The 24,942-nt window shown below is 28.5% G+C and carries 13 protein-coding genes and 1 pseudogene; 10 read left to right on the top strand and 4 right to left on the bottom strand.

Going from position 1 to position 24,942, the window contains the following annotated elements; all coding sequences use genetic code 4:
* The first annotated feature begins 83 nt into the window (after window positions 1–83).
* The 5 genes from MBVG596_RS00005 (at window position 84) to MBVG596_RS03785 (ending at window position 8,255) form a co-directional block, all read left to right on the top strand.
* The gene (locus tag MBVG596_RS00005; protein WP_096385315.1) at window positions 84–893 is read left to right on the top strand and encodes a hypothetical protein; all 810 of its coding nucleotides are present in this window, start codon (window positions 84–86) and stop codon (window positions 891–893) included.
* Window positions 894–1,203: 310 nt separating this feature from the next.
* Window positions 1,204–2,487: a hypothetical protein gene (locus MBVG596_RS00010; RefSeq protein ID WP_096385318.1), complete on the top strand. Its 1,284-nt coding sequence runs from the start codon at window positions 1,204–1,206 to the stop codon at window positions 2,485–2,487.
* A 349-nt stretch (window positions 2,488–2,836) separates the two neighbouring features.
* Window positions 2,837–3,934: a hypothetical protein gene (locus MBVG596_RS00015; RefSeq protein WP_096385321.1), complete on the top strand. Its 1,098-nt coding sequence runs from the start codon at window positions 2,837–2,839 to the stop codon at window positions 3,932–3,934.
* 286 nt (window positions 3,935–4,220) lie between these two features.
* Complete coding sequence (locus MBVG596_RS00020; protein ID WP_096385324.1) at window positions 4,221–4,691, top strand: hypothetical protein; 471 nt, start codon at window positions 4,221–4,223, stop codon at window positions 4,689–4,691.
* A 225-nt stretch (window positions 4,692–4,916) separates the two neighbouring features.
* Entirely contained in the window at window positions 4,917–8,255 is a 3,339-nt protein-coding gene (locus tag MBVG596_RS03785; RefSeq protein WP_197701954.1) for an MAG6410 family transglutaminase-related lipoprotein, read from the top strand.
* Between the two features lie 62 nt (window positions 8,256–8,317).
* Here the strand turns inward: MBVG596_RS03785 and MBVG596_RS00030 are convergent, their stop codons facing one another.
* Window positions 8,318–10,588: a coiled-coil domain-containing protein gene (locus MBVG596_RS00030; RefSeq protein ID WP_096385327.1), complete on the bottom strand. Its 2,271-nt coding sequence runs from the start codon at window positions 10,586–10,588 to the stop codon at window positions 8,318–8,320.
* Between the two features lie 211 nt (window positions 10,589–10,799).
* Window positions 10,800–11,798, bottom strand: a complete 999-nt coding sequence (locus MBVG596_RS00035) for a glycosyltransferase family 2 protein (RefSeq protein ID WP_096385330.1) — start codon at window positions 11,796–11,798, stop codon at window positions 10,800–10,802.
* Window positions 11,799–12,009: 211 nt separating this feature from the next.
* Between MBVG596_RS00035 and MBVG596_RS00040 the strand changes: the two genes are divergently transcribed.
* The 4 genes from MBVG596_RS00040 (at window position 12,010) to MBVG596_RS00055 (ending at window position 17,708) form a co-directional block, all read left to right on the top strand.
* The gene (locus MBVG596_RS00040; protein WP_096385333.1) at window positions 12,010–13,053 is read left to right on the top strand and encodes a DUF1015 family protein; all 1,044 of its coding nucleotides are present in this window, start codon (window positions 12,010–12,012) and stop codon (window positions 13,051–13,053) included.
* A 14-nt stretch (window positions 13,054–13,067) separates the two neighbouring features.
* Entirely contained in the window at window positions 13,068–14,879 is a 1,812-nt protein-coding gene (locus tag MBVG596_RS00045) for an aminotransferase class I/II-fold pyridoxal phosphate-dependent enzyme (protein WP_096385336.1), read from the top strand.
* 306 nt (window positions 14,880–15,185) lie between these two features.
* Window positions 15,186–16,427: a DUF1410 domain-containing protein gene (locus MBVG596_RS00050; protein ID WP_096385339.1), complete on the top strand. Its 1,242-nt coding sequence runs from the start codon at window positions 15,186–15,188 to the stop codon at window positions 16,425–16,427.
* A gap of 228 nt (window positions 16,428–16,655) precedes the next feature.
* On the top strand, window positions 16,656–17,708 hold the full coding sequence (locus MBVG596_RS00055) for a zinc-dependent alcohol dehydrogenase family protein (RefSeq protein ID WP_225247170.1): 1,053 nt from the start codon (window positions 16,656–16,658) through the stop codon (window positions 17,706–17,708).
* 373 nt (window positions 17,709–18,081) lie between these two features.
* On the opposite strand, the gene MBVG596_RS00060 is transcribed toward MBVG596_RS00055, so the two are convergent.
* Complete coding sequence (locus MBVG596_RS00060) at window positions 18,082–19,683, bottom strand: IS1634 family transposase (RefSeq protein WP_148664023.1); 1,602 nt, start codon at window positions 19,681–19,683, stop codon at window positions 18,082–18,084.
* Between the two features lie 261 nt (window positions 19,684–19,944).
* On the opposite strand from MBVG596_RS00060, the pseudogene MBVG596_RS00065 reads away from it, so the two are divergent.
* Window positions 19,945–21,596: pseudogene (locus MBVG596_RS00065) on the top strand (IS1634 family transposase).
* A gap of 228 nt (window positions 21,597–21,824) precedes the next feature.
* Here the strand turns inward: MBVG596_RS00065 and MBVG596_RS00070 are convergent.
* Window positions 21,825–24,863: a hypothetical protein gene (locus tag MBVG596_RS00070; RefSeq protein WP_096385341.1), complete on the bottom strand. Its 3,039-nt coding sequence runs from the start codon at window positions 24,861–24,863 to the stop codon at window positions 21,825–21,827.
* Window positions 24,864–24,942: the final 79 nt, after the last annotated feature.

The raw sequence follows: 24,942 nt of genomic DNA on the forward strand, positions 1-24,942 counted from the left end.
TGATTTCTTTTTTTTTTTTTTGTAAACTCATAGTATCTGCACGCGAAATTTGTAGATATTTATGAAATATTAAGGAGATTAATATGTCAAAAACAAAAATAATATTAGCGAGTACGCTATCTGTTTTAGCAGTTGGAGGAGTTACAACAGCAGCAGTTGTAGTAACAATTAAAAACAAAGAAAAAGAAAATAAAAAGACACAATCTTTAACTAAAATACAAAATATTGCAAAACCAATTAATAATCCCAAAACAAACAATCAAACTAATTCTGAAACATCAAGTAAAGATGATTTCAAAAAAATAAATGAAGTAATCAAAAATGAATATGACAAAGAAACACAAATAATTAGCGAATATGATCAAGCAGTAGCTAAATATTGAGAAGAGCAAGAAATAAATAAAACTATCAAAAGTCACTATGATGAAGAAACTGACAAAATTAATGAATATGATCAAGCAGTAGCTAAATATTGAGAAGAGCAAGAATTAAAAGATAAATGATTAGTTGTTGAATCTAAATGAGAAAAAGACGCAGGAATTTTTGTTTGAAAAATAAAAACAAGTATTGAAAATTATTCAATAATTAAAGATAAAAAATTTAAATTTGGTCTTGAATTAAAAAAAGAAAGTATATCAGACGAAGAAAATTGATTCCAACCTTATGGATCCAACCAAGAACTTGGTATATTTAAAGAAGTTTCAAGAGATAATAAATATGTTACATTAGAAGTGTTTAGTGCTCGTTTATTTGATAAATATGGAGAAACTGGTACTCCCGCAGGTGATTGAGTACTATTTAAGGTATATGAACCCGATAAACAAAGTGTGAACTTACTAAAAGAAAGTGCTCAACCAATAACAGTTAAATACGAGAAAAAACCAAGTAAATAATAATTAATTATTTTATATAGAGTACACCAATGTTATATTGGTGTATTTTATTTGTGTTTATCAATAAATGTAACTTAAAAAATCACTATAAATGCAATAGATCTTAACATTTTTGTACTGGTTCAAATTAACTTTTATTTTTAAATTATTCACCCTGATATGCCAGTAATATGGAAAAAATGCTAATTTTTCCGCAAAATTACTCAAATTCGCACATTTTTCAGCCTTGATTTCGTTTTTTTTTTTTTTGTAAACTCATTGTATCTGCACGCGAAATTGCAGATATTTACTAAATATTAAGGAGATTAATATGTCAAAAACAAAAATAATATTAGCAAGTACGCTATCAGTTTTAGCAGTTGCTAGTGTAACAACTGCAGCAGTTGTTGTGACACAAAAAAGAAAAAAACAAAGTGATAGCCCTAAAAATGGAAACCAAGTTGTAGTAGCAGCTGATACAAAATTTGAATATGATTTAAACGCTGATCAAACAAAAGAATTAACTGCTAAATTACTACTTGTTAAAGGTCAAGATGTTACAGTTACTTTGACTGAAAATAATGCATCAAAAATAATTACAACAAAAGTAAAAGAAGATGGAACAATAGATTTCTCAACCCTTAAAGATGGCAAAACATATACAGTTACAAAAATTGTTGTTAAAGATGGTGAAAAAGAAAGAGATTTAATTGCAGAGGTTAAAGCACCTAAAGAAAAACCAGGCAATGACGTACAACCAGGCGGCACTGCAAAACCAACCGATCCAACTAATAGAGATGGTAAAAAGCCTGGAAATGCAGCAAATCCTGCAGAACCAATTCAAGGCGATGACTCAAGTGCTAATGGTAGTGCAGATGCAGGTAAAGGTCCAGAAACAGGTAAAGCTCCAGAAACAGGTGGTGAAGAAGCGGGCAGTACAGATGCCGGAGCTACTGGTTCACAAAGTTCTGGAACTGATGGTGGTGCACAAGCAGATAATGCACATGCTGGCAAAACAGAAACAGGAGCCACAGAAGCAGACAAAGGTTCAGAAGCAGGTGGCGCAGATGCAGGTAAACAAGGTCAAGCAACAGACCAAACAAGTGCAGGTAATCAAGGTCAAGCAGCAGGTCAAGCAAGTGATAATAAACAAGATCAACCATCAGGTCAAGCCGGTTCAATTTCATCGCAAGAGGGCAACACAGACAAAAAAGAAAAAGAAACTGATGTTGAAAAACATATAAATAAGTGAACTATTAAAAAAGCAGAATTTAGCAAGAATGAAGGTATATTAATATTTCACTTTGAGACAACAAACTCAGAATTTAACAAAATAAAAGATAAACAATTTGAATTCAAGATGGAATCCAATAGAATACAGCCAACAGTATTCAACTTTGGAACAATAACATGGGGTGGCAAAAATGTGCAAATGGCCGGCATCAGCAAAACCTCTACACACACAACATTTGAAATGATAAGTCAAAGACAATTTGTTAAACAAGGAGGAGCCCCAGAAGGTAATTGAACATTACTATCTGTGTACGATAAGGAAAACCCAGAGAAAAACTTATTACAGGATGTTACAAGAAAAATTGAAGTCAAGTATGATTAATTTTGTTGAAATTCTAACTAATGCTTTTTAAGATAAATACGAAAACTAGTATTTTTCATAAAAACACATATTTACCCTTTTTGAAGGGTAATTTTTTATAAAAAACTCATAGTATCTGTATTCATAATTTGCAAATATTTACAAAATATTAAGGAGTTTAATGTGTCGGTTATATTGGGATATTTTTTATGAAGTATTTGTTTGTAAAATATGGAAAAAATCTTATTTTTTCCGCAAAATGAATCAAATTTGTACATTTTTCAGCCCTAATTTCTTTTTTTTTTTTTTGTAAACTCATAGTATCTGCACGCGAAATTGCAGATATTTACTAAATATTAAGGAGTTTAATATGGCAAAAACAAAAATAATATTAGCAAGTACGCTATCAGTTTTAGCAGTTGCTAGTGTAACAACTGCAGCAGTTGTTGTGACACAAAAAAGAAAAAAACAAAATGATAACCCTAAAAATGGAAACCAAGTTGTAGTAGCAACTGATTCAAAATTTGAATATGCTTTAAGCGCTGATCAAACAAAAGAATTAAGTGCTAAATTACTACTTGTTAAAGGTCAAGATGTTACAGTTACTTTAACTGAAAATAATTCATCAAAAACAATCAAAACAAAAGTAAAAGAAGATGGAACAGTTGATTTTTCAAACCTTAAAGATGGCAAAACATATATAGTTACAAAAATTGTTGTTAAAGATGGCGATAAAGAAAGAGATTTAATTGCAGAGGTAAAAGCGCCTAAAACAGAACCAAATAAAGAGGTGAAACCAGGGGATACTACAAACCCTATGGATCCAATACAAGGTGATAATCCAGGTACTAATGGCGGCAATAGTGGTTCAGAAACTAAGCCAACTGAAGGCACAGAAGCTAAACCAAATGACGCTGATGGTAAAAAACCAAAAGCAGGTGGCGCAGATGCTGGAACTACTGGTTCACAAGGGGCAGGAACTGAAGGTGGTGATAAAGGAACTACTGGTTCACAAGGGGCAGGAACTGAAGGCGGCGCACAAGCAGGAAACACAGCAGCGGGTGGCACACAAACAAATGAAAAAGAAGCTGAAATTAAAAAAATAACTATAGTACAGCAACAATATGACAAAAGTACTGGCTATATTAATTTTTGATTTAAAACAACTAAAGAAAATTTTGAAAAAATGAGAACCAAATCATGAAATATGGAATTTCAATTAGGGAATAATTATCAAAATGAATTAACACCAGCAGCAAAAGTTGGAACATCTGGTGATGAAAATGTTGGATTAATTAAAGAATCAGGTAATGAGGTTATTATTTTTATGTCAACTAATTATTACTATAATAAAGCAACAAAATCTCCTCAAACAACATACAAACTAATTAATTTATATTATGATAATAATAAATCAAATAATGTCTTGAGCGAACCATCAAAAGATATACAAGTAAAATATGAATAATAATATTATCTAAATAATGTTTTACACGCTATTTATTAGCGTGTTTTTATTTTCCATAAACTTGTTTTAACTATATTTCTATTATGGAAAAATAAACTTTTTTTCATAAAAATGATCTTAAATACGATTTTTTTGACTTTAATTTCTTTTTTTTGTAAACTCATAATAGTAGTAGCAGATATTTATGGAATATTAAGGATATTAAATATGTTAAAAACAAAAAAATATTAGCAAGTACACTATCAATTTTAGTGGCGGTTAGAGTTGCTACTACAAAAGGATATATATGTGAACAAATTTAACAGCATCTTCAGCTGATCACGCCAAGGCTCAGATTTTTGTTAAAGGTATCGAAGAGTGGGCTTGAGCATCTAAATTATCAGGTTATGTTTTAGGACCACTTATCACCATCTTTATCATTATCGGGATTGGATTAAATATTAAATATGCAATTGATCGTCGTTCAAATAAAAATTCAAATAAAAAATTATTGATCGCCGGTATTTTAACAGTGGCAATAGGCTCTGTTGTTTGTGGAGTATTATTAGCAATTCTACAAAATGTTATTTTCAAACAAGAAGGTCAAAAAATAGCAGATGAACTAGCAAAAATCCCTAACTTAATTGGCTCATGTGGAAAAACTAAAGGTTCTGAATGAGATAACATTTTTGGTAAAGAAGCAGATGCTATCTTTAAAGCACTAATAGCAGCTGTTGATAAACTAGGTGTAACTTTAAAAGAATCTATTTCTACCTAAAACACGCTAAAAATATCTTTTTGGGATATTACTCGATTGTAAGTTTAGGTGCAAATGTTGCACTTGAACTTACTTTTTAGGAATGTTAGCGCATTAAAAGCGCTAACATTTTGATTCTAAATTAGTGGTCAAAAACAATTATAGTTATAGTATTTAAAATTTATAATTTTAATAATAATTGAAATAAATTTTTTGTTCATTTTATTTTAGTGCAATAATTGGATTATGAAAAAAATAAGATTGTTATTACCAGCGCTGTGTTCTTTGGTTCTATTTTCTACTTCTTGTGTTCAACAACAAACTAAAAAAGAACCAAAAAAACATGAAAATACCCAAAATATAACTTTAAATATCGGTGTTGGAAATATAAGAAAAGATAAAAAAGATAAAAATAATGGTTCAAATGGATCAATAGATATTAAAAAAGATGCAGATCCACAAAGTTCAGATGAACTTAATGAATTAAATTCTATTGAAAAAGATGTAGCAATTTCTATTCCTCTTTATAAAAATCAAGATGCAAATAGCTCATGAATAGCATTAAAAAATAAAATTAATGACCTTATCCTTTTATTAGGTTTAAATCACAACATTAAGTCAAAATACAACATAGAATATGCTCAAAATAATATTCCAAACATCGACAATAATAATGGAATAATTACAAATATTGGTGTTAAATTTTCATATAAAAATCAAAGCAAAGTGCTTTACTTTAACTTGAATGGATTTTATTCGCACAAGAATAATTTGCCAAAAAATTATAAAAATGAATATCTTATACCAAAAAGCACTCTACCAGCATCAGTAAAAGGCTTATACCCATCATTAATTGCTCACATGTTATTACATGCTGAAGACCCAAACAAATATAACCAAAATCAAGAAAGCGCAAATGGTAGTAAATATATAATTAATTTTGAACAACTTCAAAATAAAAATAGTAATTTATTTCATGATCAAGTTGCACCACTAAATATTTCACTTAAAGAAGCTTTTTTTGAATATAATGAAAAATTTAAAGATAAATATAAAACAAAAGTAGTAGCAACAAAATTCAATGATATTGAAGGAACTCTTGGCATAAAAATCCAAATTTCAAATACTGAAAACGGTCCGCAAGGCGAACCTGAATTAACCGCTGAATATCAATTTGATGGCTTAAGAAAAATTGATCTAAATAACACTGATAATAACGTTATTAATTTCAGTGTTTTACCAAGTGATTTGGAAAAATTGGTTAATGAAAATAGTAACATTAAAAAAGTAATTTCAGAAAATCAAAATAACTTAAATCAGTCAATTTATTTAATAAGTAAATTGAATGAATTTAAATATCAAAAACTAGTAAAAGACTTATCAAAAATTACTAATGTGGGTATTATAGATAATCAATTAAATACTTATCGTTTCACAAATGGAAGTGCAAAAATCAACTCTTTCGCTGGTTTAAAACAACAATTTGGCTTATATCCTTTTTATACACGCTTTAATGATGTTTTCAAAAACGTGCGCTTAGAAATAAATAATAACTCGGGCAGCAAAACTGGCTATATATATTTTGATGTTGAATTGCCAATATTTGTGCAAAATTCATTTACAGATTTATCAACTAATGAAGCAACAGGTAAAACAATTAAAATAAATGTAAAATCGAAATTCAACTTGGATAAAATCAAGGATTTAAAACAATTTAAAAACAATTATGATTTAAGTTCATTCTCACATAATGAACCTTTCGTTGAAAAACATTATGATGATGCCAAAATCAAAAAAATGATTTTAAGCACCAAAGACACTGCTCATAATTTTTACTCACACATTGATTATAAAATTACAAATGTTGACAAAGCATTAAACTCAAAATCAACTACTGATAACAAAGTAAAACTTGAACTTCTTGATAAGAACCAACAACCTGTATCAGGCGTAAAATGGTTCTTAAGAACTCATTATCCGCATGACGAAGTTTATAAAGCCGGTCAAAGCCCTCAAGATGCATTAGTGAAATTAGATCCAGACGGAACAGTAACCGCAAAAGAGCATAATGGCGAAAATAAACATGCAGAAATATGAGCCGAATATAAAGGTTATTTATTCCGCAGAGACATCATGGTCTTAAATACAACACATGCAATTTATGATGTTCAAGAAGAACAAGCAAGACAAGAAGCTATTGAAGTTTCACAACATTGACACAATTTATCAAACTATCAAAAAGCTCTTAAAGCATATGATTGAATAACTAAAAACATTGCTTATGAAGAAAGAGGAGATAGAGTTGATCAAACTGCATATTCAGCAATCATAGAAAAGCGAACAGTATGTACAGGTTACACATTAGCATTCAAAATGTTTATGGATATTCTTGGAGTTCCTTGTTCAACAATCCAAGGTAAAGTAAGTGATCCTAATTATGCGGACGATAAACATATTTGAAACTTAGTTGAATTAGATGATGGATGATACCATGTCGATGCAACTTGAGGAATCAATAGAAATAAACTTGGTGATAATAACTACTATTACTTTTTAATTAGCAATGATGATTTTGGTCAAAATCGAGATTTTACTAAACCAGATGAAAATCTTATGGGTAAAAAATACCGTTTTTCACAAATCGAAAATTATGTAAGCGATCTTAAACAAGCAGAAAAAGTTATTGAATTGACCAAATTACAAAAACCCGATGCTAAAGGTATAGTTTTACAAACTGACTTATCATTTAATAATTCTAAAAAACTTACCGACCTTGTAGCTAAAAGCATTGATGAACATGAATCCTTAAAAGGTGGCCCTTATTCCAGTGAATATATGAATATGAGAAAATATTCATATGAATCTTGAGATCCTATTTCAGCCAAAAATAAACAAAATCTAAATTTAACACTTTCTGCTGAGGCAAATAATAAATCTATCAAAATAGATGTTCCTAATAACACTGAATTATCAATTGAGAACGTCGATGTAAAAGGAGCATTTATCAAAGATATTGCAAAACAAAACAACTCATATATAGTTAATTTAATAAATTTTGATAATACTGGCGAGTGTGAAGTATCAATAAAAGTGTTCAAAGATGGCTATAAATTTACACTTAATCAAGATAAATTTAAATTTATTGTGCAAAAACACACTAAGCCCGAAGCATATGTTGAAACCTACAACAGTGATTCTGGAATACTAAAAAATGTTGATAAGACAATGCAGTATCGTATTTATGGAACTAAATGAAAAGACATTGAATCAGATAGTGTTTTACTAGAACAAGTAGGAACAAAAGAAATTTTAATTAGAAGAAAAGCAACTGCAGATAAAGAAGCGTCTGATATTCAATTCATTCGTCTTAAAAAACATAAAGACATTGATTTTGTTGTTAAAGTACACAATAATGAAATGATTGGTGTTGACCAAACAATGCAATATCGCATTAAAGGCAGCAATGATTGAGCAAACATAAATGGTTTAAAATTAAAAAATCTACCAAAAGGTGATTACGAAATTAGAGTTAAACCCGAAAAAAATGTTTTAGCTTCTGATTATAAAGTGGTAAGCATCACATAATTAAAACAACAAGTACAAGCCTAATGCCTGTACTTGTTTTAATTAACTAAAAGTTTAGTAATTTAACTATTATTATTTGAATGATTTTTAGCTTCTGAAATTAATGTTTTAAGTTCTGATGTTAATAACTGATATTCGTTATCGCTATTATTTTTATTTTCTATTAAAGTTTGTAATTTTATTTCTAGTTTTTGATACTTATCAAGGATTTGTTTGTGGCTTTCGTTTTGTTGAGATGCCGAACTTATTAAATTTGAAAACTCGGTGTACAATACAGCAAATTCCTTGAATATTTCACTAGTATTTGCATACTCAAATCACGATTGAAATTCTTCTTTAAATTTATTAAATTTCTGCATTTCAAAAGGCATTGATACTGGTTTGTCTTCTTTTATTTTAATATGATTTTTATATAATTCGTCAGATTTTGGTTTTCAATATTTTTCAATGAAGTTTTGCAGATTTTTATCAGATATTTCTTTAATTTTTTCATCAACAATAGATTTAAGATACTCGCTAATAGAAAATGTATATTCATGAGTAAAAGATCACATTTGTTCCAAATAATCTTTTGTTTGGTGTTTATTAAATTCTTCTCAACTTATATTAAATATGTCTTTTTTAAATTGTTGCTCTTTGGATGCATTTGGATTTAGTAATAAGTATTTATCATCTTTAAATAACGGATCATTATATTTTGTTATTAATTCTGCTCAAGAATGCTGTGGTGTATAAACATCCATTAAATAATATTGATCTAATATCTTTTTATTATCGTCGTATCTAGTTAATATACCCCTATTATAATTAGTGTTGCCATATTCAAAACGAATTTTAGCATTGCTGTAATGAGTAAATCTGTCTTCTTTATATCTTAAAGGAATATTTGTTTCACTAAGTGTTGTGATGCGATCAAGTTCATTTCAATTTTCATCTTTAAAAATATTTATATCATTTAGTTTTCAATATTCAACAAAACCATTACTTTTGGCTTCTTTACCATTTTTTCGGATCACTAACAAACAAAGTACATTTTGCTTATCGTTAAAATTATTATTAAATTCTTCTGAATTAACTATTTTTTGATAATCCTTAAATCAGTCAAAAATTATTTTAGGATCAGAAATTTTTACTGAATTATATTTCTTATCATTCTTATAGTTTTCAGATTCAAAGTATTTTTTCTTATTTTCAATAACTTGTTTTTGAATTTGTAGAACTTCATAATATTTAGCAATTTTATAGCTTTCAAAATATAGATGACCAATATCACTATCGTTATATGGTATGGCTCTTAATTTTTCAATCAAACCAGACCTGTTGCGTAAATCTTTGCCATATAACTCATCATCAGAAATAGCTATATAGTTATAGTGTTTTGAGTCTGGAGCAATTTTATTTATTAATTGATATGTTTCATCAATTGCGCGTCTTAAATTATCATTACTTGCTTTTGCTAACTCTTCATTATATTTTTCAACTAGTCGTGAATTAATTTTGTCAATAGTTTCATTGAATTGTTTTAAAGCTTCATAAGTTGGTGCTTGATTTATTTTCTCAAAATTAGAAATTCTATCAATTTGCGCTTGGTGTTCTTTATTGATTGGCTCCAAAAACTCATCAAAGTAACCATTAGGTAATTGGTTTTTCAAACCTATCAATTTATTATCAATATATTTGCCCAAAGCATTTTTATACTCATCAATTTCTTTATAATCTTTTTCTAATTCTTTTGCTAATTTATTAATTTCATTGATGTTTTTGTTTTTTACTAAGTTATATTTTTCTTCAATTTTTTGAAGCTTGTCTGAATAATAATTATTTATATATTGTTTTTCAGCATCAGATAAATTTGACTCTTCAAAATCACTTGACCAACCACTGTTAAATGAATCATTTGTTTCTTTTATTTTTTGTCTATTTTTGGCAATATCTTCTTCTAATTTAGCACTCAATTTTATTGCATTTTGTTTATTTTCATTAATAAAAGATTCAAGTTTGGCTTCTGTATTTTTAAACTCAGTTTCTCAGTCTTGATTGTTTTTGCTTTTTAGTGAATTTATTTTATTAATTGATTTATTTAGCACAGTTTTTTGTTCATCTAATAATGTTTCATCGTCATTTATTTTTTTAATTAAATTTTGAATTTTGATTTCATCTTCATTAATTTCGATACCTTGTTTATCTGGTTTAGATATATCAGTTGTGTTTAATGTTTTTGATTTGCTTGCCTTTTTATTAGAATTCACAACAACTAAACTTGTTAAATAAATAGAACTAGCCACAACAATTGGTGAGAATAGTGATAGTAAAATTTTGTTTAACTTATGCATATGCACCTCTTTTACTAATTTAATTAGTAAATTAATTTAAAGAAATTATACTACCACACATTTTTATATGCAAAACTATAACCGGCTTTGCAGTCTATATAACTTTAAATATGAAAATATATTGCACATCTTGTTTAATGATAGTGTCATATTTTGTCAATCAAAAATAACTAAATAATTAAATTTAGCAATAAAAAAATATGAATTAAATTTATAACTCATATTTTTTTATTGCTAAATTGTAGACGACTTTTGAAATGCCTGCTAACTTGTTTTTTGCCAATGCATCTATATTGTGAACTCGTTTAAATTCACTAATTTTAAAGGCACAATAATCAATAAATTCACTATTTTGATTAGGTTGAATTATTTTATTCAATCCGTAGTAAGTTAAATATATAGATATGATGAATAAATTTTTAAGTTCATTTAATTGATAATTATTGTCTAATAATTTAAATTTTAAAATGTTTAAAAATGTTTGTGAATATGCATTATACACTTTATCAATTTTCTCTTTTCAATCAATAATTCTGCTTGATAATGAATTTTTTCTCATTTGGTAAGTGAACAACTTTTTATTTAAAAATTTGTGTTTTGGGTTAGACAGAAACAAAAGATATGTCATTCTTATATCTTCATAATCATGCTCACTAAAGCGAATATTATATTTTTCACAAATATTTAAATAGTATTCTTTTTTAATTAATTTGCCTCACACAAATAAAGGATTGTGTAAGAAAAAATCTTTTGGATCATCAACATCATAATTTTTAAAATAGGGAAAATTAGGAAGCGAAACTCTTATGTTTTTTGCAATTTCAAAACAATACACAAATTTTGAAGAAACGATATCATAATCTTTATCAAGTGAATTAGCAAATTCTTCAATTGTCTTTGGACTCATTTTGTCATCATCATCTATAAAAACAAAATAATCGCCAGTAGCCATCTGAATTAAAAAATCTCTATTAAATCCCACACCAATGTGTTGATTATAGTCTTGCAAATCATACACTTTTATTCTTTTATCTTTTTGAGCTCAATCGTGCAAAATTTTTAAAGTGTTATCTGTGGAATAATCATTCAAAACAATTATTTCTAAATTAGGATATTTGTTTTTTACAACGCTTTTTAATGAAAAATAACTTAATTTTTCAATATTATGGCATGGAATTAAAACACTTATTTTCAAATTATTTTTGTCCACACTTTCTCCTAATTTATTAATTTAAGTACTATTATTATATATTTAAAATTAATCTATATTGATATTAATATTGAATAATTAAAATAAAATTAAATTTTATATATACCAATTGTTATTATATATTGATAATATATTTATAAATTTGCTAAAATTTTAATCATAAAAATGACCGTTGCTTTTTGCAACATTTTATTTGAAAATTGGAGTTGGCATGAAATTATTACCTATTAAATTTAGTTATGTTAATATTTCAAAACACATTTATAGCCCCGATTTTTTAAACTTGGCAAATATACATAATGAAAAAATAAATTTTGACGAAAAAACAAAATTTTTATCTACCGCAACAAAAAACAAACTAAATCAAGAAAAAATAGAAAACAATAACGAAAGCGTTTATGTATATTCATATAATGGTAAATATGGTGTTGTTGCTGACTTAGACATTTCAGAATACAAGAAGGGAAATATTAAGTGCCATGAATTGGTTTTACCTGATATTGTCCAAGGAATGATTGCTAATTATCAAATTTATAATACTGAAACAGCGCCGGTTTTTATTGTTCATAAAGAAGAAATAGATCTTAAACAATTTACGCAAGAAGTTAAATATAATAAATTTTATGATTTTGGCAATATAAAATTATTTCAATATACTGGTCAGAAAGCTAAGCTTTTATTAAATAAATATAAACAAATTAAATCTATGTTCATTGCTGATGGACACCACAGATTGTATGCTACATCAATGTCAAAAAATAAGAAAACTATGTTGGCATCATTAATGAGTTTATCGCAAGTTGATATATTACCAATTCATCGAGTATTAAATAATATTGATGCTTCAACATTTGAAAAAGCTAAAAGCTTTATTGATAAAATGTTCGAAATATCAAATGATACAAATTTATCCAAAGGTAAAGTTAATGTAACTTATCAAAATGAATCTTTTGTTGTGAAACTTAAAGATATGTATGAAGATTTATTTTGAAATAATGACATTTATCGACTTAATACTCAAATAATATCAACAGCTTTTAGAATTTTAGATTTTAGTAAATGTGAAACAGTTTTTCAAAGTGATTTAGAAACAAGGAAAAGAAATTTATCAAAAAATGATGTTCTTTTTGAACTTTTCCCTGTGAGTGCTGATGAATTTATTGAAATATCAAATAATAATTGTATTCTGCCTCCTAAAGCAACCTGTTTTGAGCCAAAATTTCCATCATTTTTAATATTAAAAAAATATTGTTAGAAAGGGAAAATAAAATGCAAGCGTTAATTTTAGCAGCCGGGAAAGGCACTCGTTTAAAAAAAATAACTAAAGATAAACCCAAATGTATGGTTGAGGTGAATGACACTACTTTAATAAAAAAGGCATTAGATATTTTAGATAAAAAGTCGCTTAGCCAAATAATAGTTTTAACGGGGTATAAAAGTGATTTATTAAAAAATTACATTAACTCGTTAGACTTAAAAACCAAATTAAAATTTATAAATAACGATGATTTTGACTCAACAAACAATATTTATTCAATGTTTTTAGCAAAAAATGAGATGATTAATGAAGATACCTTAATAATAGAGTCTGATTTAATATTCGATGAGCAAATTATTGATCAACTAATTAATGATAAAGAAAAAAACTTGGCGTTAGTTTCAAAATATGAAAGTTGAATGGATGGAAGTTGCTTAAAAATAGATGAAAACAAAAAAATAATTAATTTTGTTTCAAGCAAAGAATTTGATTATAGCCAAGTAGATCAATATTATAAAACCGTTAATATTTATAAATTTTCAAAAGAATTCTCATCTTCAACCTATTTTCCTTTTTTAGAAGCATTAATTAGCGCAAAAGGAAAAAATGATTATTATGAAGATGTATTAAAACTAATAATTCAACTTAACAATCACGATTTGTATGCAAAAATTACACCCAATAATTGCAACTGATATGAAATCGATGATGAAGCTGACTTAAATATAGCTGAATCTATTTTTGCAACAGGAGAACAAAAATTAATAAAGTTCCAAAATCGATATGGAGGATATTGAAGATATCCAAAATTACTAGATTTTTGCTACTTGGTTAACCCATATTTCCCGCCTAAAAAAATGGTGGAAGAATTAAAGTATAATTTTAAAACTTTAATGGAACAATACCCATCTGGCTTAGAAGTTAATTCTAACTTATGTGCAAAAATTTATGGAATCAAAAAAGAAAGAATAGTAGTGGGTAATGGTGCAGCAGAATTAATTAAATCTATAATGGAAAATATGGATGGTAAAATTGGTTTTATAAGACCTACTTTTGAAGAATATCCAAATAGATATCCAAATTTAAAAAGTGTAATTTTTAACCCAAATAATGATAACTTCTCATATACGGTAGATGACTTAATTAGTTTTTTTGATGATAAAAATATTAAAGCATTAATATTAATTAACGCTGATAATCCATCTGGTAATTATATTTCTAAAAATGGTGTTATTAAATTAGTGAATTGAGCTAAACAAAAAGATATTACATTAATATATGACGAAAGTTTTTCGGATTTTGCTCAAGAGCAAAATAATAGTTTTGTTGACGATAACATACTTGATTTATATGAAAAACTTATAGTTATAAAATCTATTTCTAAATCATACGGAATTCCGGGTTGCAGGTTAGGATTTTTATGCAGCGCTGATGAAAATCTTATTAGTAATATCAAAAAATCAGTATCAATTTGAAATATAAACTCTTTTGGCGAATACTATTTACAAATATTTGAAAAATATAAAAAAGACTATTTAATTGCATTAGAATTAATAAAAAAATCAAGAACAATCTTTATTGAAAAGCTTCAAGAAATTAAAGAATTTAGAATTATACCTAGTGAAGCAAATTATTTAATGATCGAAGTTCTAAAAGGTAATTCTAAAGATTTATGTATTCATATGCTAGAAAAAAATATTTTCATTAAAGATCTCACAACTAAAATTAATCTAGCTAATAAACAATTTATCAGAGTAGCTGTAAGAAGAGATGAGGAAAATGATTTGTTTATTGAAGCTGTTAAAGATTATTTTAAAAATTAGCGCAGTTAATAAGTGAATTTTAAATCAAAAACATCCCTAAATCTTCAAAGTAAAATGCGTCAAGATTTATTGCTTGGCACATTTTACTTTGAGAATAAATAAAGATAATAAAATGGTGAAGCCAACATTTTTAATGTTGGCATTTTTTTTATCAATAACACGTATATGAAAAAATAAGATATTTTTCCATAAAAATAAACAAATTAGCCTGTTTTTCAACCTTGATTTTTTTTTTTTTTTGTAAACTCATAGTATCTGCGCGCAAATTTAGCAGATATTTATCAAAAAATATTAAGGGGATTTAATATGTCAAAAGCAAAAATAATATTAGCTAGTACACTATCAGTTTTAGCAGTTGGTGGAGTTACTACTGCCGCTGTTGTTGTGACACAAAAAAGAAAAAAACAAAGTGATAGTCCTAAAAAAGGAAATGAAGGAAACCAAGTTGTAGTAGCAGCTGATTCAAAATTTGAATACACTTTAAATACTGAACAAACAAAAGAATTAAGCGCTAAATTACTACTTGTTAAAGGTCAAGATGTTACAGTTACTTTGACTGAAAATAATGCATCAAAAATAATTACAACAAAAGTAAAAGAAGATGGAACAATAGATTTCTCAACCCTTAAAGATGGCAAAACATATACAGTTACAAAAATTGTTGTTAAAGGAGATGAAAAAGATAGAGATTTAATTTCCGAAGTTAAGTCACATAACGAAGATCCAGGTCAAGGCAAAGGTGCAGATGCGGGTGGATCAGATGCAGGTAAACAAGATAAGCCAGCAGATCAAGCAGGTGATGGTAAACAAGAAAGACCAGCAGATCAAGCAGGTGATGGTAAACAAGAAAGACCAGCAGATCAAGCAGGAGATGGTAAACAAGATAAGCCAGCAGATCAAGCAGGTGATGGTAAACAAGAAAAACCAGCAGATCAAGCAGGTGATGGTAAACAAGAAAAACCAGCAGATCAAGCAGGTGATGGTAAACAAGAAAGACCAGCAGATCAAGCAGGTGATGGTAAACAAGAAAGACCAGCAGATCAAGCAGGAGATGGTAAACAAGATAAGCCAGCAGATCAAGCAGGTGATGGTAAACAAGAAAGACCAGCAGATCAAGCAGGTGATGGTAAACAAGATAAGCCAGCAGATCAAGCAGGTGATGGTAAACATTTAACATATTCAAAATGAAAAATAAAAAAAATTGAATTCAATAAGAATGGTCAGGTGGTACTTTTCGAATTTGAAACTGAAAATAAATATTTTAACAATATACAAAATAATGAATTTTTCTTTAAAATGGAATCAGAAAGCATGCCACAAACTATATTTGAATTTGAAAAATACTCACAAGGAAATAAAGATGTTTGAGCTGCTGGAATATCAAGAAACCAAACGCACACAACTTTTGAAATGAGTAGTAAACGCCAATTCTACAAAGGAGATGCTCGCGAAGGAACATATAAATTACTTGGCGTATATCCAAAAGATAACCCAGAACAAAACCTATTACAAGATACAACTAAAACAGTTGTAGTTAAATATGAATAATTATTTAATTAATAATTAAACCAAAACAAAAAGTTAACACCAAGGTGTTTGCTTTTTTTGTTTATAAGAAGCCTATTTTTTGTTCAATGATACATATAAATATAATTCAAAAAACTGCTAAATCCGCAACATTTCGCCAAACTATAATTATTTAAATTAAATTTATTTATTTAAAATATTTTAATTTAAAATTAATGAGCATAAACTTAAAATGAGGAGAAAATATATATGAAAATGAAAGCCCTGGTTTACCATGGTGAACACAATATAGCTCTAGAAATGGTTGATAAACCTGTTATTCAAAAAGAAACCGATGCAATTGTTAAGATTACAAAAACAACAATTTGTGGTACTGATTTAGGTATTTACAAAGGTAAAAACCCAGAAGTTGCTGATGGACGTATTCTAGGACACGAAGGTATTGGAATAGTTGAAGAAATTGGTTCAAGTGTTTCAAATGTTAAAGTTGGTGATAAAGTTTTAATTAGTTGCATTACACCTTGTGGTAAATGTGATAACTGTCGTAAGCAACTTTATTCACATTGCCGCGAAAAAGAAGGCGGTTGAAAATTTGGCTACATGATAAATGGGACACAAGCTGAGTATGTAAGAGTTCCTTTTGCTGATAATAGTCTTTATAAATACCCTCAAACAATTTCAGATGAAGTGGCAGTTATGCTTTCAGATGCTTTGCCTACTGGTCATGAAATTGGTGTTCAATATGGTAATGTTGCGCCAGGTAAATCAGTTGCTATTGTTGGTGCTGGCCCTGTTGGTATGGGAGCGCTATTAAGCGCACAATTATACTCACCAGCACAATTAATTGTGATTGATTTAGATAAAAACCGTTTAGAAATGGCTAAAAAATTAGGAGCAACTCACACATTAGTTCCAGATGCTTCTTTACTTGATGAATTATACAAAATTGTCGGCACAGATGGTGTTGATGTTGCAATTGAAGCAGTTGGTATTCCTCAAACATGAGATACCTGTCAAAAAATTGTTAAAGCAGGTGGCAATATCTCAGTAGTTGGTGTGCATGGTAAAAAAGTTGATTTCAATGTACAAGACTTATGAATTAAAAATATTACAGTTACAACTGGTTTAGTGAACACAAATACATTGCCAATGTTAATTAATGCAGTTTCAACTGGTAAATTACCTGTTGAAGGATTGATTACCCATAAATTTAGCTTATCTGAAATGATGAAAGCATATGAAACATTTTTAAATGCTGCTGATAATAAAGCAATGAAAATTTTTATTGATGCTACTAAATAGTTAAGCATACAACCTCGCGCTAAGTGGGGTTATTTTTTTAATTTAAGTGACTTTATTTAAAAAAGACAGCAAATAATATTTCTAATTAAATTAATGCGCATAAATCGTAGGAAAATGAACAACTTATATGTTTAGCTTAAATAAAGGATTTGATTAAATATGCCACATATTGATTTAATAATGGTGTATTAAGTAATTTATGTGCTTAGAGGCTAAATGAATTACTGCAAAAAAAGCAATAAAAAACTGCCTAAGCAGCGTGTTCTCTGAAAACTGAATAGTAATTTTTAAATTCATTGAAATGTATTAAATACCCCACGTTTCCCATTTAAGTATAAAAACAAAAAACATAGGATAAAGATTTGATTTGCCTTTATTCTATGTTTTCTTTTATAAAGATGTCTAAAAGTAATTTATATGTTTCTCAACTTTCTAGTAGTTCATCATTGAATATGTCTATAGATTGAACTTTTTGTTTATCTATATAAATTTCTAACTCTTTTACATCTCTAATTACATTAATTAATTTATGTTCAGTTATTTTGCTTTTTCCTGCCAATCCTAAAGTATTATTTAAAATATATATCAAGTAATTTAGAAAAACTAACGATATAAAACAAAGGCAAATATAACTGTTTATATGGTTTCAGGTTGATAAATATACAGGTCTAAGTGACAAAGTTCCTTTAAATGTTTTAAAATTTGACTCGATTTGTCATTGTTTTGAGTATATTTCAATAATTTCAGGAACACTTAAATCCCTTCTGTTTGTTTCATATACATAAAATCCATCAAATTTAGAATCTTCAATAATTTTTTCTTCATCAAGTTCGTAGAAAGCCCCTTTGTTTACTGGTTTGAAGAATTTATACTTTTTATTTCCTACTAAATTCTCATATGATACCAAACCATTTTTATTCATTTTTTTCGTGAAATTTTCAATCAAAATTTCCCGGTCATTTTTGTCTTTTAGCGCTCTTTTTGTACTGAATGTTACTATTTGATTTCTAACATGACCATTGGGTCTTTTTTTATTGAAAAATGACGCAATTTCTCTTGTCTTATATTTTACCGATCCATTTGTTATATATTCATTTTCGTCAAGAACATACTCTTTAAAAGAATTGTTAGAAGCCTTCATTCTATATGAAATAATATATCTTCAATTCATTGACTCTAAAAATCTAATATTTCTATTGACGCTCATTCCTTTGTCGGCAACAATTGTTACATTATTTACATTGTAAATTTTCGCAATTTCCAGCATAAAAGGTATAAAAGTTTTTGAGTCAGCAGTATTTCCTGGGTAAACTTTGTAGTGCAGTGGTATTCCATTTTCATCGGTTGCCATACCAATTACTATTTGATCTTCTTTGAATTTTCCATCTTTTGAAAATCCCGGTTTTTTATAGCCATCCCTTTTAAATGTTTCAAAATAAGATGTTGTTGAGTCAAATCATAAAACATTAATATTTCTGTTAATTTTATCTTTGATTTTTTGGTTTATATTTGTTAAGATGGTGTTTTTATTCTCAGAAATATAATCAAGTGATCTATAAAATGAATTCTTGGAAAATGTGTCTAAATTTTCCTTTTTCATTGATTTATAAGTACTATACACACTAAGAGGTTGCTTAATTCTTTGATAAATTAACTGTGAAACTACATCTTTAAGGGTTGTAGATTTTGTTACTCTGCAATCTTTAAAGATGTCAAAGTGATTAAATAACTTTTCAATAATTTCATAGCCCTTGAATTTTTCAATTGCCTCTTGTTTTATTGTTTTTTCACCTTTATAAATAGAATCTAACTTGGATTTGGCTTCTTCTTTAGTTAAGGATAAAGGGAAATTAGATATTATTGCCTTGATAGCAGTTACTGGATCTGGGTGAAACTTTTGTAATTCGCTAACATAACCGTATCCAAATCGAATTTTAAATCCCTTATTATCTGGTTTTGGTATACCAATTGATAAGTATTCACCTTTAACTATTCTTGAAATTGATGTTCTTCATTGTCTTTTAGCGTCTTTTTTAGATTTTTTCATAGCTATATTATACATTATTTAAGTATAAAAGTATAATAAAATATATTTTTTTCCTGCGTTTCCCAGTTTTAAGCGATAAATTAATCTAATTTAACTATTTTTTTCACTCCATACTATATATAGTATGGAATTTTTCATATTTTTTAATTTTATAATTGCATTTAATTACATTTATGATATAATAAGAATATGGAAAAACAAGATTTGATGCTATTTAATGTTCATGGAAATAAAAAGGGCGTTTTATATAAATATGTTGGCTGGTCAAACGGATTCAATAAAAATCCAACAAGATGGTTTAGTTTAGGAAATGTAGAAAAACTACTTGAAATTAACGAAAACGCAATCGAGATAATAAAAAACAAACTTAAAAACTTCACTAGACAGGATAATCCAGATAAAGTTAAACATGCGCTTCTACACTCGATTGAAAAAGAAAAAATCCAACATACAAGTATTTGCGTTGGCAATGAATTAATAAGTGAATTTATTGAAAAACACAACATATTTAAACAATTAAAAGCCACAAGACATAAAAATATGAATGAAATATTTAATTTCTTAGTGGCGAAAAGAATTATTAATCCCACAAGTATATACAACTCATTTAATGATTCAGATGAATATTCAACAAATATCTTTTCTTCTAAGAATAGCTTTTATAGACTTTTAGACATTGTTCACGAAAACAAAGACCAATTGCTTTTTTCAATAAATAAATTAGTTGAATCGGAAACAAAAAGTAAATTAGATGAAATCTATTTTGATTCATCTACAGTGTATTTTGAAAGTTTTAGCCGCGAAGGACTTAGGGTTCCTGGGTATTCTAAAGATGCCAAATTCAAAGAAGATCAGATTGTGATTGGTCTTGCGTGCGACAAAAATGGTATTCCTATTTACATGAAAGTTTTCAAGGGAAACACAGGTGATTCAAGAACAATGATTCCGTTTATACTGGAACTTGAAACTAAATTTGGCATAAAAAATATAACAATTATTGCTGATAGAGGGATGAGCACAAATGCAAATATTCGTTTTTTTGAACAAAGAGGACACAATTTTATAATCTCGTATAGAGCAAAATCTGGTAGCCAGCATTTTAAAAATTGGATTTTAGATCGCGAACGATACATTGGAGATTCCGAATTTAGATACAAAGAAACCGAATATGAATCTAATTGAAAAAACACAAGATTTAATGGTAAATTAAGAAGAAGAATAGTAACTTTTTCAAAAACAAGAGCAAAAAAAGATAGAGAAGATCGCGGAATTTTGATTGAGAATTTCCGCAAAAAACAAGACAAAAGTGGTTATGTTGATTCTACAAAAATGTTGGGTACAAAAAAGTGCAAATTCTTTAAACAAATATCTAAGTTTAAATTTGAATTAGACTATGAAAAAGTAGCTAAAGATTCTGAATTTGATGGTATTTATGTTTATGAAACAAATATTTCAAATATTTCTGCTGAAAAAATTATTGAAAAGTATGCGAACCAATGAAAAATTGAAACAAACTTTAGAGCATTAAAAAGTTTTCTACAAATAAGGCCGGTTTATGTAAGACTAGACGAACACATAATTGCACACTCAATATTATGTTTTATATCACTAGTTGTATTAAAGCTTATTACTTATAAGATAAACAAGTTTTATGAGGATTATGGTGTAATTGACCATTTATCTGAGCAAAAACTTATTAATATATTATCCAAACTAAGAGAAAGAGTTGATATCAACTCAAAAACAAAAGAAATTATTAAAAGACAAAGAGAAGATCAAAAACAATAAAAGACATTTGAAGTGAATATGATCTTATTAAAAAAATTGTAATTAAAAAATAGCACAAAAATAACGAAAAGCGCTATAAATAGGGCTTATTCGTTATTTTTATTATTTGAAACTGGGAAACTCGGGAAAAACATTAAAATGTTAAAATAAAAAAGCCAAGTGCATGTGTTGCACTTGAACTTACTATTTAGGAAAGGAGCGTTGCTTACTCCTTTTTCTAGATTTACTTATTATGTTTACTTAAACCAAAAATGTTGATTAGAATGTAAATTTATATATTATTAGCCGATACTAAATGGGTATTGTTCTTCAATAAGATTATGATAACCACCTATTAAAATAGATGTTAGTGTATAGTGACCCTTTTGTGTTCACAAATTATCTACACCTAAAACAAATCTATTGCCTTCTGGTCTAAGTTCTTTTACAAATTGATTAAGTTCCTTGTATTGACCTTCATCATCTATAAAGACAATTTTAATAAATTTTTCTTTTAAATTAATTGGCAGCTTGTCATCACTTGTGTTGAATGAAATCCCTGTAATTCTACGATTATCATGCATTACTTGAACATCATATAATACCGGGAAGTATGATGGATCATTAGTTTGATTAGGTTCTTCACCTTCGCTTTTGCCAACGCTAGGCGGAACTGGTACACTATGTCCATCAGCTTGATCAGGAGAGTTCGGTGTTACTTCTTTACCATCTTGCGGACTTGGTTTAAGAGATGGATTATGTTCTGAACTAGATGGGCTTGATGGATCAGATGCACTACTAGAACCTTGGCTTCCTGTAGAAGATGGTGAATCAGCAGGGCTAGTTTGTCCACTTGTGCCTGGAACTTGGTCTTTACTATTTTCAGTAGTTTCAGGTGAAGTTTCTGATCTACTTTGATCTGTAGATGATTCTGGTTGTTGCAATCAATCCTTATTTCCTGATGTTGATGAACTTCCACCACCATCTTGATTTATTTCTTTTTCTTTTGTAGGTGAATCAGTACTTGGCACATTATTATCTTGTGAGCTTACTGAACCAGTTTCTGAATGATTTTCTGTATTTGAATTCTCACTATCATTTTCAGATACATTAGGTTTTGAACTTGGATTATTTGCTTCTGTGCCAACAGTGCCATTTCCTCTTGCGCCATTATCTTTTCCATTTGTAGGTGAACTACTTTCTACCGAACCTGACCCTGACCCTGACCCTGAACCTGGAACAGTATTACTATTTGGATCAGAATTATTAGGTTTTGATTCTAATCCCGGTGTATGTTCAACTTGATTGGTATCACTTGGCTCAGATGGTTTATTTTCTATTTCAGTATCTTCACTTCCATTTTTTCCATTGTCTGCACCATCTTGTGGTAATGGTGTTTCTGGACTTGGTTTAAGAGTTGGATCATGTTCTGAACTTGATGGACTTGATGAATCAGGTGTACCACTAGAACCTTGGCTTCCTGTGGATGACGGTGAATCACCAGGGTTAGCTTGTCCACTTGTGCCTGGAACTTGGTCTTTACTATTTTCAGTAGTTTCAGGTGAAGTTTCTGATCTACTTTGATCTGTAGATGATTCTGGTTGTTGCAATCCATCCTTATTTCCTGATGTTGATGAACTTCCACCACCATCTTGATTTACTTCTTTTTCTTTTGTAGGTGAATCAGTGCTTGGCACATTATTATCTTGTGAGCTTACTGAACCAGTTTCTGAATGATTTTCTGTATTTGAATTCTCACTATCATTTTCAGATACATTAGGTTTTGAACTTGGATTATTTGCTTCTGTGCTAACAGTGCCATTTCCTCTTGCGCCATTATCTTTTCCATTTGTAGGTGAACTACTTTCTACCGAACCTGACCCTGACCCTGACCCTGAACCTGGAACAGTATTACTATTTGGATCAGAATTATTAGGTTTTGATTCTAATCCCGGTGTATGTTCAACTTGATTGGTATCACTTGGCTCAGATGGTTTATTTTCTATTTCAGTATCTTCACTTCCATTTTTTCCATTGTCTGCACCATCTTGTGGTAATGGTGTTTCTGGACTTGGTTTAAGAGTTGGATCATGTTCTGAACTTGATGGACTTGATGAATCAGGTGTACCACTAGAACCTTGGCTTCCTGTGGATGACGGTGAATCACCAGGGTTAGCTTGTCCACTTGTACTCGGATCTTGGTCTTTACTATTTTCAGTAGTTATTGATGATTCGCTATTAGCATCGCCTTTCGGATCTCCTTGTTGATTATTATTAGCTGCACCAGGTTTTGAATCTGAACTATCTGAATCTGCACCAACACCAGAATTTATTTCATTATCTTTTAAAGAACCTTCACCCTTTTCAACATCACCATTATTAACTGTAGAGTCTGGTATGTTGTGTTCTATACTTGAATCAGAATGATGTGTTCCTTGATTGCTTCCTGGTTTAGATGAACTCTCATCAACATTTGGTTTTGTTTCTATTCCATTGTTTTTATTAGTTGGTGAACCTACTTCTGATGAATTATTATCATCTTGTCCACTTGAACTATTTTTACCGCTTACATCACTAGAATTAGTTTCACTACCTGATGGATTTTTACCATTTTGATTTACTTTATTAGATGGTTGCGATCCATCACTTCCGCCATTTTCTAAATCACTATCTCCACCTGGTTTTTGTGAACCATCTTTTGAATTTTTACCATCTTTGTTATCATCTGAACTTAAACTACTATCACCAATATCACTAGAGTTTTCATTTGCACTATTTGATTGGTTTTTATTACTTTGAGTTTGATCACTATCTTTTATAGAACCATCATTTTTTGGATCTATATCTTTTTTATCTAATTTAGATGAAGAGTCAGGTTTTTCTACTGAACCTTGGTTATTATCATTTAAATTAGGTTCAGTAAGTTGATCAATTGGATCAGTTTGTGTACCAACTATTACATAAGAATCCTTAGTGTTTGGATTATTTTCAGATGGTCTTTGTAAACCTGAATTATTTCTTTGATTGGATGAATCACTACTTGTTGAATTAGCTTGAGTTGATTTATCTTTAGTTATATTTGTTGATGAACTTAAATTATTTCAATCTGTTTGTGTACTTACATCTTTAGTTATTTTTGAACTATTTGAATCTAAATCATATGGTTTTGCTGGATCAATATTATCAATTTGATTTTGGTTTGGATCTTTTGTTTGATCTTTGTTTACTTGTTTAGGATTTAAACCAATGCTAATAATTGAAGCTCCTGTTGCGGCCGATGCAATTGCACTAGATGAAATAACTGTAGCATTAAATATAGTTCGTTTAACTGATTTTTTCATAAGATTGCTCCTATTCATATAGTTATCTAAAATAAAATTAAATTATTATTTAACTATAATAAATATATTTATATGTTTA

This window comes from Mycoplasmopsis bovigenitalium, from assembly GCF_002356075.1.
Taxonomy (GTDB): Bacteria; Bacillota_I; Bacilli_A; order Mycoplasmatales; family Metamycoplasmataceae; genus Mycoplasmopsis; species Mycoplasmopsis bovigenitalium_A.